The sequence below is a fragment of the Streptomyces sp. NPDC045998 genome (genome assembly GCF_056430285.1).
Genome location: NZ_JBWKLJ010000016.1, coordinates 1 through 13,742, shown reverse-complemented (window position 1 = coordinate 13,742; position 13,742 = coordinate 1). Strand labels below are relative to the sequence as shown.

The window sequence follows — 13,742 nt, the reverse complement described above, 5'->3', positions numbered from 1 at the left end:
ACCGAGCTCAGTGGGCGCAGGCCCAGGCGGCGGACGCGGTGGTCCGCTCCGCCTTGTCGCGCAGCGCCCGTACGGCCGCGGCCGGGTCCTCGGCGCCGTACACCGCGGAACCGGCGACGAAGACGTCGGCGCCGGCCTCGGCGCAGCGCTCGATGGTCGACTCCGAGACGCCGCCGTCGACCTGGAGCCACAGCTGGAGGCCGTGCTTGGAGATCAGCTCCCGGGTGCGGCGGATCTTCGGCAGCATGATGTCCAGGAAGGCCTGGCCGCCGAAGCCCGGCTCCACCGTCATGATCAGCAGCATGTCGAGCTCGGGCAGCAGGTCCTCGTACGGCTCGATGGGCGTCGCGGGCTTCAGCGCCATCGACGCCCGCGCCCCCTTGGCCCGGATCTCCCGCGCCAGCCGCACCGGGGCGGCGGCCGCCTCCACGTGGAAGGTGACCGACCCGGCGCCCGCCTCCACGTACTGCGGGGCCCAGCGGTCCGGGTCCTCGATCATCAGATGGCAGTCCAGCGGGGTGTCCGTCGCCCGGCTCAGCGACTCGACGACCGGAACGCCCAGGGTCAGGTTGGGCACGAAGTGGTTGTCCATGACGTCGACGTGGAGCCAGTCGGCGCCCTCCACGGCCCTCGCCTCCTCGGCGAGACGGGCGAAGTCGGCGGACAGGATGCTGGGGTTGATCTGTGCCATGAGCCAAGCCTGCCATGTCTCATGGGGTTTCCTTTACCCGATGCCGGTCCGGGTCTCGGCGGACCGGGCACACAAGCCGCATTCCCGGCGCAATCGTCCCGCCCGCCGTCACGCCGTGCGCCGCAGCAGCGCCAGGTACATCGCGTCCGTGCCGTGCAGATGCGGCCACAGCTGTACGTCGGGGCCGTCGCCGAGCGCCGGGACGCCCGGCATCAGGGGCCTGGCGTCGATGAGCTCGGCGCCGCCGTGCCTCTTCAGGACGTCGTCGACGACGATCCGGGTCTCGGCCAGGTGCGGCGAGCAGGTGGCGTAGCCGACCACACCGCCGACCCGCGCCGCCTTCAACGCCTCGGTGAGCAGGGTGCGTTGGAGCGGCGCGAAGCTGTCGAGGTCCTCCGGGCGCCGGCGCCAGCGCGCCTCGGGGCGGCGGCGCAGCGCGCCCAGGCCCGAGCACGGCACGTCGACGAGGACGCGGTCGAAGGAACCGGGGCGCCACGGCGGACGCGTGCCGTCGGCGGTGATCACCTGGTACGGGCCGGGGTTCCCGGTCAGCGCCCGGTCCACCAGGCGGGCGCGGTGCGGCTGCTTCTCGGAGGCGAGCAGCGCGGCGCCGCGCTCCGCGGCCAGTGCGCCCAGCAGGGCCGCCTTGCCGCCGGGGCCGGCGCAGCCGTCGAGCCAGCGCGCGTCGGGGCCGTCGAGCGGGGCGTTGGCGAGGGCGATCGCGACGAGCTGGCTGCCCTCGTCCTGGACCCCGGCGCGGCCCTCGCGCACGGCGTCGATCGCGCCCGGCTCGCCGCCCTCGGGGAGCCGCACGGCATACGGGGACCAGCGCCCCGGCAGCCCCGCCTCGTCGCCCAGCACGTCCAGCAGCTCGGCCGTGGTGGAGCGGCCCGGGCGGGCCACCAGCGTGACCTCGGGCCGCTCGTTGTCGGCCTCCAGCAGGTCCTCGATCCCGGCGCGGCCGCCGCCCAGCGCGTCCCAGAGCGCCGAGACGACCCACCGCGGGTGCGAGTGCACGACCGCCAGGTGGTCCTCGGCGTCCTTGTCGTACGGCGGGGCCACCTGCTCCAGCCAGGCGTCGAGATCGTGCTGCGCGATCTTCCGCAGGACGGCGTTGACGAACTTGGCGCGCCCGTCGCCCAGCACCACCCGCGCCAGTTCCACGCTCGCCGAGACCGCCGCGTGCGTGGGGATGCGCGTGCCCAGCAGCTGGTGCGCCCCGAGCGAGAGCACGTCGAGGACCGGCGGGTCGACCTCGCGCAGCGGCCGGTCCACGCAGGCCGCGATGATCGCGTCGTACGTGCCCTGCCGGCGCAGCGTCCCGTACACCAGCTCCGTGGCGAGCGCCGCGTCGCGCCCGTCGAACCCCTCCTTCTCGCGCGCCTTCCTCAGCAGCGGCGGGAGGACGAGGTTCGCGTACGCGTCCCGCTCGTCGACCGCGCGCAGCGCTTCGAAGGCCAGCATGCGCACCGGGTCCTTCTTGGGGCGGCGGTACGGCTTGGACGGACGGCGACGGGACTGCTCGCTCAAAAGGTGCTCCGCTTTTCGGGCTTTTCAGGCTTTCCGGTGAGGCTGGGTCCCTCGAATCGGACCCCTTTCAGCCTACGCCGCCGCGGGGCCCACCTTCTCGCCCGGGGCGATCCGCACGCCCCGCGCCCAGTCGGCGCCGCGCATCGGCTTCTTGCCCTGCGGCTGCACCCACAGCAGCTCGACGGCGTGGGAGCCGGTGCCGACGTACACGTTGTTCTTGGCGGCCGCGAGCTCGCCGGGGGCGAGGTCCGTGCGGTCCGGGACGAGCGCCGCTTGGACGACCTTGAGCCGCTCGTCGCGGAAGACGGTCCAGGCACCGGGCGCGGGCGTGCAGCCGCGTACGACGCGGTCGACGCGGAGCGCGGGCGCCGCCCAGTCGATGTGCGCGTCCTCGACGGTCAGCTTCGGGGCGAGGGTGATGCCCTCGGCCGGCTGCGGCACCGCCTCGAGGGTGCCGTCCTCGATGCCGTCCATGGTCGCCACGAGCAGCCCGGCACCGGCGAAGGCGAGGCGGGTCAGCAGGTCGCCGCTGGTGTCGGTGGGCCGCACCTCCTCGGTGATAACCCCGTACACCGGTCCGGAGTCCAGGCCCTCCTCGATCCGGAACGTCGACGCGCCGGTCACCTCGTCCCCGGCCATGATCGCGTGCTGTACGGGCGCGGCGCCGCGCCAGGCGGGCAGCAGCGAGAAGTGGAGGTTGACCCAGCCGTGGGCGGGGATGTCGAGCGCCGCCTTGGGCAGCAGCGCGCCGTAGGCGACGACCGGGCAGCAGTCCGGCGCGATCTCCCGCAGCCGCGCCTGGAACGCCTCGTCGCGGGGCCTGGCCGGCTTGAGGACCTCGATGCCCTCCTCCTCGGCGCGCTGGGCGACGGGGCTGGCGACCAGGCGGCGCCCGCGCCCGGCGGGCGCGTCGGGCCGGGTGACGACGGCGGCCACCTCGTGCCGGTCCGAGGCGATCAGGGCGTCCAGGGCGGGTACGGCGACCTCGGGGGTGCCTGCGAAGACGAGCTTCATCGGTGGCTGACTGCCTGTCTGTTGGAGGCGGTGGTGGGCAACGCACCAGTCTAGGTCGTGTCCGCGGGGGGCGTACGCAGCCGTGTGCGCCCCGCGCATATGCGGATACGCCTCTTCAGCGTGACCCCGACCGCAGGTGGAGCGTTGGTCAAGCAGAGATTGACCGAAACGGGCCGCCCCGGTGCCCCAGGTGCGGCCCGACCCTTTTCAACGCCGGTTCGAGAGGCTTGTAAATGGCCGACCACGCAACCCACGACGCCCAAGCCCGGGCAAGCCTGCACCTGTTGGTGCGGGACATCGAGCGGGTCCGCCGGCAGGTGGACGCACTGCGCACGCTCACGGCCCAGCTGGGCAATGTGTACCGCCCGCGGCGATCCGGCCCGTCCACGGGCTTCGTCGTCTACGGCAGGGCCCCGGCCCCGACCGTCCGGCTCGCCCAGGAGCTGCGGGACAGCGTCGAGACGCTGGTCACCGCGGCGGTCGACTTCGACCGCTCGCTCGGGTTCTCGTGGGACGCGGTGGGCTCGGCGCTCGGGGTCACGAAGCAGGCGGTGCACCGCCGGTACGGCTCCCGCAGCCGCCAGCCGGCCACGCCGGAGCAGGACCGCGCCCCGGAGCCCGGCGCCACCCGCACGATGCCGGTCGTGCCCTCGGTTCCCGCGGCCCGCTCGATGCCGCCCCAGCCGACGGCCGGCTCGCTGCGCGAGGAGCCCCGCCCGAGCGCGTTCCCCTCCCCGCGCAACGGCTGACCCGCGTAACGGCTCACCCGCGCCACGGCTCAACCGCGCCACGGCAGATCCGCCCCACCGCCGAGCAGCAGCCGCTCCGGTCATTCGGCCCCCGCCTCGCGGACTTCGCGAGGCGGGGGCCGCCGCGGCTCTGGGGGCAACGCTTCGGGGGGCAAGGGGCGACACCGCTCGTACCGCAGCCGGTGTCCGCGGCCCTCACCCGATGTCCGGTGGGTCCACCCGGACCCGCACCGGATCGCCCCCACCGCGTGCCAGCCGGGCCGCCTGCGCCGCCTTCAGCGCGGCGGCCAGCGCCGCCCCGCTGCCCGGCGGCACCCGCAGCAGCGCCCGCTCCCACACCTCGCCGGGCGGGGGGTCGCCGGGGCGCCGCGGGGCCCCGGGGGGCGGGGGCGGCAGTGGCACCGGCCCCAGCACCTCGGTCTCGCGCGGCAGCTCGGCCGCCGCCAGGAACGCCGCCACCGCCTCCGCGCGCCCCGACACCGCCGCCATCCGCGAGACCGGCGGGAAGCCCAGCTCCGCGCGCTCGGCGAGCTCCCGCTGGGCGTGTCCCACCGGGTCCCAGCGCACCAGCGCCTGCACCGGCCGCAGCGTCGGCTCGGCCACGACCACCACGGTGCCGCCCTCGGCCTGCCCGCGCACCAGCGAGGCCGCGTCGATCCAGCGCCGCAGCGCCTCCTCGCCCGCCCGCAGGTCGGGCCGCCCGAGCATGGCCCAGCCGTCGAGCAGCAGCGCCGCGGCGTAACCGCCCTCGGCGACCGGTTCGGCGCCCGGGGTGCTCACCACCAGCGCGGGCCGCGCGGGCACGGCGTCCAGGACGTGGTCACGCCCCGAGGTCCGCACCGGAACCGCCGGAAACGCCCGGCCCAGCTCCTCCGCCGTGCGACGCGCGCCCACCACCTGCGCGCGCAGCCGCACCGCCCCGCACTCGAGGCAACTCCAGTCCGGGGCTCCCCGCCCGCACCACCCGCACCGCAGGTCCCGCTGCTCGGGCGCCTCCAGCGGGCCCGCGCAGTGCCGGCAGCGCGCGGGCGTACGGCACCGCTCGCACGCCAGCCTCGGTACGTAGCCCCGGCGCGGCACCTGCACCAGCACGGGGCCGGTCTTCAGGCCCTCCCGTACGGTCTGCCAGGCCAGCGACGGCAGTCGCGCGGCGCGGGCGGCCTCGTCGCGCGCCAGCTCCCCGTCCCCCACGGTCCGTACGAGCGGTGCGGCGGCCCGCACCTGCTCGCGGGGCGCGAGGAGGGGGCGGGCCCAGCCTGTCTCGACGAGCTGCGCGGCCTCCACCGTGCAGCTGGTGGAGCCCAGCAGGAAGGCGCACTTGTCGTGGGCGGCGCGCAGCAGCAGCACCTCGCGGGCGTGCGGCAGTGGCGCGTGCGGTTCGCTGTGGCTTCCGTCGCCGTCGTCCCACAGGGCGACGAGGCCGAGGTCGGCGACCGGCGCGAACATCGCCGCGCGTGTCCCGACGACCGCGCGTACGGCGCCGCGCCGCACGGCGAGCCACTGCGCGTACCGCTTCTCGGGGCCCGCCTCGGCGGTGAGCAGCGCGTGGCGCCCCTCCCCCAGCACGACCGTCAGGGCCGCGTCGACCCGCGCGGCGGCCCGCCCGTCGGGCACCACGACGAGCGCGCCGCGCCCGGAGGCGAGGGTGGCGGCCACCGCGCGGGCGAGCTCCTCCGCCCAGTGGGGCCCGGGCAGCGCGTTCCACACGGCCCGGGGGGCGTCCCCCTGGGCCAGCGCCCGCAGGAACGCCGGGCCCTGCGCGTACCGCTCCCAGGTCCCGGCCTCCGGCGGGGCCGGGGGCGGCAGCGGCGCGGGCGACGGCCGGGCCTCGGCGCGGGCGTTGCGCGGCGGGATCGCGAGCTGGAGCACGTCGGCGAGGCTCCCGGCGTACCGGTCGGCCACCGCCCGTGCGAGCCGCAGCAGCTCGTCGCTCAGCACCGGCTCGGGCGAGACCACGTCGGCGAGCGCCGCGAGCGGCCCGGAGTAGTCCGACTCGGCGCGGCGCTCGATGAGGAACCCGTCAATGAGCCGACCGCCCTCGCGCCGCCCGTCGCGCACCTGATGGGACCCGGCCCCGAACCGCACCCGCACCCGCACCCCCGGCCGCGCGACGGCGTCGAGCTCCTCGGGGACGGCGTAGTCGAAGAACTGGTCCAGGTGGAGCACGCCCTTGTTGACCACCACCCGTGCGACGGGCAGCTCCTTGGCCAGCGCGGCCCCCCGCCAGGTCCGCGGCTTGGCCCGCGGCACCTTGGCCCTGCGCACGGTCTCGCGTATGAGCGCGAGCTGCTCGGGCGGCTCGGCCGCCCCCCGACCGCCGCCCTCCGGCTTCCCGTTGTCGCTGCTCACAGCCCCATTCCTACCAGAGCCCACTGACAACGCCCGCCGCTGTCAGTGGCATGGGCTTGGATGACGCGCGTGACCGTCTACGACACCGCGAGGCTGCTGCCCTCGATACCCGTGCTCCGCGACCACTGCCGCGCGCTCGCCATGCTGGAGGCGGTGATCAGTCCCGACGCGGACTTCCGCCACTACACCTTCGACGCGCACTGGAGCCCGACCGACGAGCTGGCCTCGATGAGCAACGGCTCGGGCGACGAGTACTCCATCGTCTTCGCCCCGGCGGGCGCGTACATCCGGGGCTTCGACCATGAGTCGCCGATGAGCCCGTACGTCGACGATGTGCCGTGGCCCGGCGTGGTGGACGAGGTCCCGGACGTCTTCCGGCGGTACGTCGACGAGCCGGCCTTCTCCCACGGCCCGGGGTTTCCGTGCGTCACCGCCTGCCTGTGGCGGACGGCCGACGACGACACCTGGCGCGCGGGCGCCATCGACTTCCCCGACGCCTGCGACCCGGACGGCTCTGCGTACCTCTTCGAGCATCTGACGGACCGCTCCGCCGAGGCGTACCAGGAGTTCGCCGTGGACATGCACGAGGTCCCGGTCGATCTCGACGCGGTACGCCACATCCTGGCGCTGCGCCCTCTCACCGACGAACTGGTCGCCGTCCTGAATCCCCGGCTCACCCTGAGCGCTCTGGCCGACGACCTCGCGACCATCGGCTACCCCGCCGATCCACGGCCCGGCTCCTGAAAACGCCGGAGTCCGGCACCCTCGCGACGAGGGGCCGGACTCCGGGGTGCTTCTTGAAGGGGCTTAGAGGCCGGCGGCCGCGCGCAGCGCGTCCACGCGGTCCGTGCGCTCCCAGGTGAAGTCGGGGAGCTCGCGGCCGAAGTGGCCGTACGCCGCCGTCTGGGAGTAGATCGGGCGCAGCAGGTCGAGGTCGCGGATGATCGCGGCCGGGCGCAGGTCGAAGACCTCGGCGATGGCGGTCTCGATCTTCTCGACGTCGACCTTGGCGGTGCCGAAGGTCTCGACGAAGAGGCCGACGGGCTCGGCCTTGCCGATGGCGTAGGCGACCTGGACCTCGCAGCGGGAGGCCAGGCCGGCCGCCACGACGTTCTTGGCGACCCAGCGCATGGCGTAGGCGGCCGAGCGGTCGACCTTGGACGGGTCCTTGCCGGAGAAGGCGCCGCCGCCGTGGCGGGCCATGCCGCCGTACGTGTCGATGATGATCTTGCGGCCGGTCAGGCCGGCGTCGCCCATCGGGCCGCCGATCTCGAAGCGGCCGGTCGGGTTGACCAGCAGGCGGTAGCCCTCGGTCTCCAGCTTGATGCCGTCGTCCAGGAGCTGCTTGAGCACGTGCTCGACGACGAACTCGCGGATGTCGGGCGCGAGCAGCGACTCGAGGTCGATGTCGGAGGCGTGCTGCGAGGAGACGACGACCGTGTCGAGGCGGACGGCCTTGTCGCCGTCGTACTCGATGGTGACCTGGGTCTTGCCGTCGGGGCGCAGGTAGGGGATGGTCCCGTTCTTGCGGACCTCGGTCAGACGGCGGGAGAGCCGGTGGGCGAGGTGGATCGGGAGCGGCATGAGCTCCGGCGTCTCGTCCGACGCGTACCCGAACATCAGGCCCTGGTCGCCGGCGCCCTGCTTGTCGAGCTCGTCCTCGTCGCCCTCGACCCGCTGCTCGTAGGCGGTGTCGACACCCTGCGCGATGTCCGGGGACTGCGCGCCGATGGAGACCGAGACGCCGCAGGACGCGCCGTCGAAGCCCTTCTTCGAGGAGTCGTAACCGATCTCGAGGATCTTGTTGCGGACGAGCGTGGGGATGTCGGCGTACGCCTTGGTCGTCACCTCGCCGGCCACGTGCACCAGGCCGGTGGTGATCAACGTCTCCACGGCGACGCGGGAGGTGGGGTCCTCCCGCAGCAGCGCGTCGAGAATCGTGTCGCTGATCTGGTCAGCGATCTTGTCGGGGTGACCCTCGGTCACGGACTCCGAGGTGAAGAGACGACGGGACACAACGCTCCCTGGGTTTGCAGCGGCTGCTGGCTGATCGTTTGCGGACCGGCAGGGGGCTGCGCCCCGCGTCGTTCCGAGGACAGTTTATCGGGCGCTCTCGATCGTCGGACCAGGTGTCTCGCACCGTGGGAGTCGGATTGGCCACGTACAGCCGTTCGTGGCTCGAAAACGCTCCCGTTCTTGTCCAGAACGCCGGTCTTCTTACGGTTTCATCCCGCCGGAGGGGAACATGTGACATTCGCCGGGCTTCTACCCGAGTCGCCCCAGACGGGGTACGACGAGGTCCCAGACGGTGTCCGCCAGGGCCTCCTTCGGGCCGTACGGGACGGGCGTCTCGGCGCCGTCCGCCGCCAGCACCACGGCCTCGCTCTCCGCGGCGCCGAAGGTCTTGCGCTCCCCCACCTCGTTGACGACGAGCAGGTCACAGCCCTTGCGGCGGAGCTTGTCCCGGCCGTTGGCGAGGACGTCGTCGGTCTCGGCGGCGAATCCGACGATCACCTGGTCGGGGCGGGCCCGGTCGGCGGAGATCTCGGCGAGGACGTCCGGGTTGCGGACCAGCTCGACGGGCGCGGGCTCCTGGCCCTCGCGCTTCTTGATCTTGCCTTCGGCGTACGTGGCGGGGCGGAAGTCCGCGACGGCAGCGGCCATCACCACGGCGTCCGCGTCCGCCGCGGCCTTGAGCACGGCCTCGCGCAGCTGGACGGCGGTGCCCACGTGGACCACGTCGACGCCCGCGGGGTCCGGCATGCCGGTGTTGGCCTCGATGAGCGTCACCCGGGCACCGCGGGCCGCCGCGGTGCGCGCGAGGGCGTACCCCTGCTTGCCGGAGGAACGATTCCCCAGGTAGCGGACGGGGTCCAGCGGCTCGCGGGTGCCCCCCGCGCTGATGACGACGTGCCGGCCCACGAGGTCGGGCGCGGCGGCGCCCCGGGCGAGCACGCGGCGGCAGACCTCGAAGATCTCGTCGGGGTCGGGCAGCCGGCCCTTGCCCGTGTCGGCGCCGGTGAGGCGGCCGACGGCGGGCTCGATGACGACGGCACCGCGGCGGCGCAGCGTGGCGACGTTCTCCTGGGTGGCGGGGTGCTCCCACATCTCGGTGTGCATGGCGGGCGCGAAGACCACCGGGCACCGGGCGGTGAGGAGGGTGTTGGTGAGCAGGTCGTCGGCGAGGCCGTGCGCGGCCTTCGCCAGCATGTCGGCGGTGGCGGGGGCCACGACCACGAGGTCGGCCTGCTGCCCGATCCGGACGTGCGGGACCTCGTGGACGTCCGACCAGACCTCGGTCGAGACGGGGTTCCCGGAGAGGGCGGACCAGGTGGCGGCGCCCACGAAGTGCAGCGCGGAGTCGGTCGGGACGACGCGGACGTCGTGGCCCGACTCGGTCAGCCGCCGCAGCAGCTCGCACGCCTTGTAGGCGGCGATGCCGCCGCTGACGCCCAGGACGACCTTCGGCTTGTGCACTCGTGCCTCCTCAAGGCATTTCCCACCGCGGTGGCACGCCCCACGGCGCACCACCGGACACATCTCATGACACACCACAGGCCCGGCGGTGGGTACCGCCGGGCCTGCGAACGACGTGCTGATGCTGAAAAGCGCTGCTTCAGTGCGCCGGGCCCTCAACGGCCTCGGACGTCAGCAGACCCGCGTTGATCTCGCGCAGCGCGATCGACAGCGGCTTCTCGTGGACGTGAGTGTCCACCAGCGGACCGACGTACTCCAGCAGGCCCTCACCGAGCTGCGAGTAGTACGCGTTGATCTGACGCGCGCGCTTGGCCGCGTAGATCACGAGGCTGTACTTCGAGTCCGTGGCCTCGAGCAGCTCGTCGATCGGCGGGTTGATGATGCCCTCGGGCGCGGTGATGGAAGAGGACACGCTCTACCTTCCGAAAACTTCTGGAAAATGGGACAAAGATCAAACAACTTGCATCAAGGCTAGCAGCTCACGCGCTACGTCCTCGACCGAGGTGTTGACCAGGGTGGTGTCGAACTCCGACTCGGCGGCGAGTTCGATCTTGGCGACCGAGAGCCGCCGCTCGATGACCTCCGGCGGCTCGGTACCGCGCCCGGTCAGGCGGCGGACCAGTTCGTCCCAGCTCGGCGGGGCGAGGAAGACCAACTGGGCCTCGGGCATCGACTCACGGACGAGCCGGGCGCCCTGGAGGTCGATCTCCAGCAGGACGGGCTCGCCCGCCTCCAGCCGCTCCATGACGGCGCGGCGGGGGGTGCCGTAGCGGTTGCCCGCGAACTCGGCCCACTCCAGCAGCTCGCCGTTGGCGATCAGCTTGTCGAACTCGTCATCGCTGACGAAGTGGTACTGGACGCCGTCCCGCTCGCCGGGTCGCGGCTTACGGGTCGTGGCGGACACCGACAGCCAGACCTCGGGGTGCACCTTGCGCATATGAGCGACGACCGTGCTCTTGCCGACCCCGGAGGGGCCGGAGAGCACGGTCAGCCGCGGACGTACGTCCGATGTTGCAGCCATGGGGCGATTATTCCAGGTTTACCTCGATGCCCCGGACCGGCCCCGGCCGTCAGGCGCCGGAGCCACCGAACTCGCGCTCCAGGGACGCGATCTGGTTGGAGCCGAGCCCCCGCACGCGGCGGCTTTCGGAGATGCCCAGCCGCTCCATGATCTGCTTGGCGCGGACCTTGCCCACGCCCGGCAGCGACTCGAGGAGGGCGGACACCTTCATCTTGCCGATGACGTCGTTCTTCTGACCCTGCTGGATGACGTCGTGGAGGGAGGCACCGGAGTGCTTGAGTCGATTCTTGACCTCGGCCCGCTCCCGGCGAGCCGCGGCGGCCTTTTCGAGCGCGGCTGCGCGCTGTTCAGGGGTAAGGGGCGGAAGAGCCACGCCTACGTCACCTCGGATGTCGAACTGTCGGATACGGACCGGTGAGGAACCTAGTCGGCCCACACCAGGGGAGCAACGAGCAACGCAGTGCACGTTGGCTCTGCGACGGAGACTAGCGGCCATGGCCGCCGGAGTCAGCGAGAACAGACGAAAAGTCCTGGTCAGCATCGCTCTACCACGACAATACGGGCATATCGACCGGGTTTTTCGGCCTGTTCCCGCCCTCTTGACGTCAACAAGGCCGCGAGGAGCCCCACCCGATGCCGTGACGCAGCTCACACGGCGGTCTCACCCGCCGGTCGCCGCACGCACCTCGTCCGCGTACCGCACCGCCGCCTCGCGCAGCGCCGCCGCGTCGGGGCCGTGGCGCAGCACGCCGCGGCTGACGTTGGGGACGACGTTGCGCACGGCCGCGCCGAAGACGCCCGGGAGGTCGGCCGGGGTGGCGCCCTGCGCGCCGATGCCGGGGGCGAGCAGCGGGCCGTTGATGTCGAGGTCGTACGAGGAGAGGTCGCCGAGCGTCGCGCCGACGACCGCGCCGAAGGAGCCGAGCGGGGTCTCCCCCGCGTTCTCCTCGGCGAGGTGGGCCAGCATGGTGGCGCCGATGGTGCGGCCGTCCTCGCGTACCGCGCGCTGCACCTCGGCGCCCTCCGGGTTGGAGGTCAGGGCGAGCACGAACAGCCCGGCGCCGCTCTCGCGCGCCAGGTCGACGGCCGGCTTCAGGGAGCCGTACCCGAGGTAGGGCGAGACGGTCAGGGCGTCCGAGAAGAGCGGGGAGTCCTTGCGCAGGTACGTCTCGGCGTACGCGGCCATCGTGGAGCCGATGTCACCGCGCTTGGCGTCCATGACGACCAGCGCGCCCGCGTCCCGCAGGTCCGCCACGGCCCGCTCCAGGACGGCGATGCCGCGCGAGCCGAACCGCTCGAAGAAGGCGCTCTGCGGCTTGAAGACGGCGACGGTGCCGGCGAGGGCGTCGACGACGGTGCGGGTGAAGGTCTCCAGGCCCGCCACGTCGTCGTTCAGGCCCCAGGCGGCCAGGAGGGAGCTGTGCGGGTCGATGCCGACGCACAGCGGGCCGCGGGTGTCCATGGCGCGGCGGAGGCGGGCGCCGAAGGGTTCGAGCGGGCTCATACGGTGGCCTTTCGGGTGTCGGCGCCGACGGCCTCGGCGAGGGTGGCGTACGGCGAGGCGTTCAGCCGGGCCGCGAGGCCCTTGTGGATCGCGCGGGCGTAGAAGGGGCCCTCGTAGATGAAGGCGCTGTAGCCCTGGACCAGGGTGGCGCCCGCGAGGATGCGCTGCCAGGCGTCCTCGGCGGTCTCGATGCCGCCGACGCCCACGAGGGTGATGCGGTCGCCCACGCGCGCGTACAGGCGGCGCAGGACCTCCAGGGAGCGCTCCTTCAGCGGCGCGCCGGACAGGCCGCCGGTCTCGCTCGTCAGGTACGCCGGGGACTTCAGGCCCTCGCGGCCGATGGTGGTGTTGGTGGCGATGATGCCGTCCAGGCCGAGTTCGACGGCGAGGTCGGCGACGGCGTCGACGTCCTCGTCGGCGAGGTCGGGCGCGATCTTGACGAGCAGCGGGACGCGGCGGCCGGTGACCGTGCGGTCGGCGGCCTCGCGGACGGCGCTCAGCAGCGGCCGCAGGTGCTCGACGGCCTGGAGGTTGCGCAGGCCGGGCGTGTTGGGCGAGGAGACGTTGACGACCAGGTAGTCGGCGTGGCGGGCGAGCCGCTCCGTGGACGTCACGTAGTCGCCGACGGCTTCGGCCTCCGGGACGACCTTCGTCTTGCCGATGTTGACGCCGACGACGGTCTTGAAGACCGGCACGCGCGCCTGGAGGCGGTCGGCGACGGCGGCGGAGCCGTCGTTGTTGAAGCCCATGCGGTTGATCAGGGCGCGGTCCGCGACGAGGCGGAAGAGGCGCTTCTTGGGGTTGCCGGGCTGCGGCTCGCCGGTGACGGTGCCGATCTCGACGTGGTCGAAGCCGAGCATCGCCATGCCGTCGATGGCCACGGCGTTCTTGTCGAAGCCGGCCGCGAGCCCGAAGGGGCCGTGCATGCGCAGGCCGAGCGCCTCGGTGCGCAGCTCCTTGTAGCGGGGCGCGAGGGCGGCGGCGAGGAAGGTGCGCAGCACGGGGACGCGGACGGCGAGGCGGATCCAGCGGAAGGCGAGGTAGTGGGCCTTCTCGGGGTCCATCCGCTTGAAGACCAGGTGGAAGAAGAGCTTGTACATGGTGTGTGTCCTCATGAACGACTTCATGAGAAGGGGGACACCGGTTGTGGCCGGTGTCCCCCTCCCCCGTGGGCTGTCAGTCCTCGCGGGCCGCGGTGAGGTGCTGGGCGTGTTCCTGGAGGGAACGCACGCCCACACCGCCGTGGTTGAGCGCGTCGATGCCCTGGACGGCGGCGGCGAGCGCCTGGACCGTGGTCAGGCACGGGACGCCCCGGGCGACGGCCGCGGTGCGGATCTCGTAGCCGTCGAGACGGCCACCGGTGCCGTAGGGGGTGTTGACGATCAGGTCGACCTCACCGTCGTGGAT

At 73.2% G+C, this 13,742-nt stretch carries 14 protein-coding genes; 2 read left to right on the top strand and 12 right to left on the bottom strand.

Translation table 11 applies throughout. The features are described 5' to 3' along the window. Nucleotides 1-7: 7 nt before the first annotated feature. The 3 genes from rpe to fmt all read right to left on the bottom strand — a co-directional run bounded on the left by rpe (nt 8) and on the right by fmt (nt 3,235). Nucleotides 8-691, bottom strand: a complete 684-nt coding sequence (gene rpe / locus AC07FJ_RS32410; protein ID WP_361429237.1) for a ribulose-phosphate 3-epimerase — start codon at nt 689-691, stop codon at nt 8-10. Between the two features lie 108 nt (nt 692-799). Further along, a complete protein-coding gene (locus AC07FJ_RS32405; RefSeq protein ID WP_479052772.1) occupies nt 800-2,221 on the bottom strand; it encodes an RsmB/NOP family class I SAM-dependent RNA methyltransferase in 1,422 nt (473 codons plus the stop codon). 72 nt (nt 2,222-2,293) lie between these two features. Beyond that, a complete protein-coding gene (gene fmt / locus AC07FJ_RS32400) occupies nt 2,294-3,235 on the bottom strand; it encodes a methionyl-tRNA formyltransferase (RefSeq protein ID WP_361429241.1) in 942 nt (313 codons plus the stop codon). A gap of 233 nt (nt 3,236-3,468) precedes the next feature. Here fmt and AC07FJ_RS32395 point away from each other — a divergent pair, with 233 nt between their 5' ends. Beyond that, on the top strand, nt 3,469-3,984 hold the full coding sequence (locus tag AC07FJ_RS32395) for a hypothetical protein (protein WP_479052771.1): 516 nt from the start codon (nt 3,469-3,471) through the stop codon (nt 3,982-3,984). Nucleotides 3,985-4,179: 195 nt separating this feature from the next. Here AC07FJ_RS32395 and AC07FJ_RS32390 read toward each other — a convergent pair whose 3' ends face one another. Then, nucleotides 4,180-6,333 (bottom strand): primosomal protein N', encoded by a 2,154-nt coding sequence (locus AC07FJ_RS32390; RefSeq protein ID WP_479052770.1) that lies wholly within the window; start codon nt 6,331-6,333, stop codon nt 4,180-4,182. A 60-nt stretch (nt 6,334-6,393) separates the two neighbouring features. On the opposite strand from AC07FJ_RS32390, the gene AC07FJ_RS32385 reads away from it, so the two are divergent. Then, the gene (locus AC07FJ_RS32385; RefSeq protein WP_479052769.1) at nt 6,394-7,077 is read left to right on the top strand and encodes a hypothetical protein; all 684 of its coding nucleotides are present in this window, start codon (nt 6,394-6,396) and stop codon (nt 7,075-7,077) included. Nucleotides 7,078-7,140: 63 nt separating this feature from the next. Here the strand turns inward: AC07FJ_RS32385 and metK are convergent, their stop codons facing one another. The 8 genes from metK to AC07FJ_RS32345 form a co-directional block, all read right to left on the bottom strand. Then, on the bottom strand, nt 7,141-8,349 hold the full coding sequence (gene metK / locus AC07FJ_RS32380; protein WP_355367351.1) for a methionine adenosyltransferase: 1,209 nt from the start codon (nt 8,347-8,349) through the stop codon (nt 7,141-7,143). 249 nt (nt 8,350-8,598) lie between these two features. Beyond that, on the bottom strand, nt 8,599-9,810 hold the full coding sequence (coaBC, locus tag AC07FJ_RS32375; RefSeq protein ID WP_479052768.1) for a bifunctional phosphopantothenoylcysteine decarboxylase/phosphopantothenate--cysteine ligase CoaBC: 1,212 nt from the start codon (nt 9,808-9,810) through the stop codon (nt 8,599-8,601). 139 nt (nt 9,811-9,949) lie between these two features. Continuing rightward, nucleotides 9,950-10,222: a DNA-directed RNA polymerase subunit omega gene (rpoZ, locus tag AC07FJ_RS32370; protein WP_355367345.1), complete on the bottom strand. Its 273-nt coding sequence runs from the start codon at nt 10,220-10,222 to the stop codon at nt 9,950-9,952. A 39-nt stretch (nt 10,223-10,261) separates the two neighbouring features. Continuing rightward, the gene (gene gmk, locus AC07FJ_RS32365) at nt 10,262-10,831 is read right to left on the bottom strand and encodes a guanylate kinase (RefSeq protein ID WP_479052767.1); all 570 of its coding nucleotides are present in this window, start codon (nt 10,829-10,831) and stop codon (nt 10,262-10,264) included. 49 nt (nt 10,832-10,880) lie between these two features. Continuing rightward, on the bottom strand, nt 10,881-11,204 hold the full coding sequence (locus AC07FJ_RS32360) for an integration host factor (protein WP_355367339.1): 324 nt from the start codon (nt 11,202-11,204) through the stop codon (nt 10,881-10,883). Nucleotides 11,205-11,492: 288 nt separating this feature from the next. Next, complete coding sequence (gene pyrF / locus AC07FJ_RS32355; protein ID WP_479052766.1) at nt 11,493-12,335, bottom strand: orotidine-5'-phosphate decarboxylase; 843 nt, start codon at nt 12,333-12,335, stop codon at nt 11,493-11,495. After that, complete coding sequence (locus tag AC07FJ_RS32350) at nt 12,332-13,435, bottom strand: quinone-dependent dihydroorotate dehydrogenase (protein ID WP_479052829.1); 1,104 nt, start codon at nt 13,433-13,435, stop codon at nt 12,332-12,334. The genes pyrF and AC07FJ_RS32350 overlap by 4 nt, the downstream gene beginning before the upstream one ends. 76 nt (nt 13,436-13,511) lie before the next feature. After that, nucleotides 13,512-13,742, bottom strand: a 231-nt coding sequence (locus AC07FJ_RS32345) for a hypothetical protein (protein WP_479052765.1), incomplete at its 5' end; no start/stop codon positions are given.

What these genes read in the sequence shown, in the direction of transcription:
- rpe (WP_361429237.1), bottom strand. Translation starts at nt 691, where the DNA reads ATGGCACAGATCAACCCCAGCATCCTGTCCGCCGACTTCGCCCGTCTC.
- fmt (WP_361429241.1), bottom strand. Translation starts at nt 3,235, where the DNA reads ATGAAGCTCGTCTTCGCAGGCACCCCCGAGGTCGCCGTACCCGCCCTG.
- AC07FJ_RS32395 (WP_479052771.1), top strand. Translation starts at nt 3,469, where the DNA reads ATGGCCGACCACGCAACCCACGACGCCCAAGCCCGGGCAAGCCTGCAC.
- AC07FJ_RS32385 (WP_479052769.1), top strand. Translation starts at nt 6,394, where the DNA reads ATGACGCGCGTGACCGTCTACGACACCGCGAGGCTGCTGCCCTCGATA.
- gmk (WP_479052767.1), bottom strand. Translation starts at nt 10,831, where the DNA reads ATGGCTGCAACATCGGACGTACGTCCGCGGCTGACCGTGCTCTCCGGC.
- pyrF (WP_479052766.1), bottom strand. Translation starts at nt 12,335, where the DNA reads ATGAGCCCGCTCGAACCCTTCGGCGCCCGCCTCCGCCGCGCCATGGAC.
- AC07FJ_RS32350 (WP_479052829.1), bottom strand. Translation starts at nt 13,435, where the DNA reads ATGTACAAGCTCTTCTTCCACCTGGTCTTCAAGCGGATGGACCCCGAG.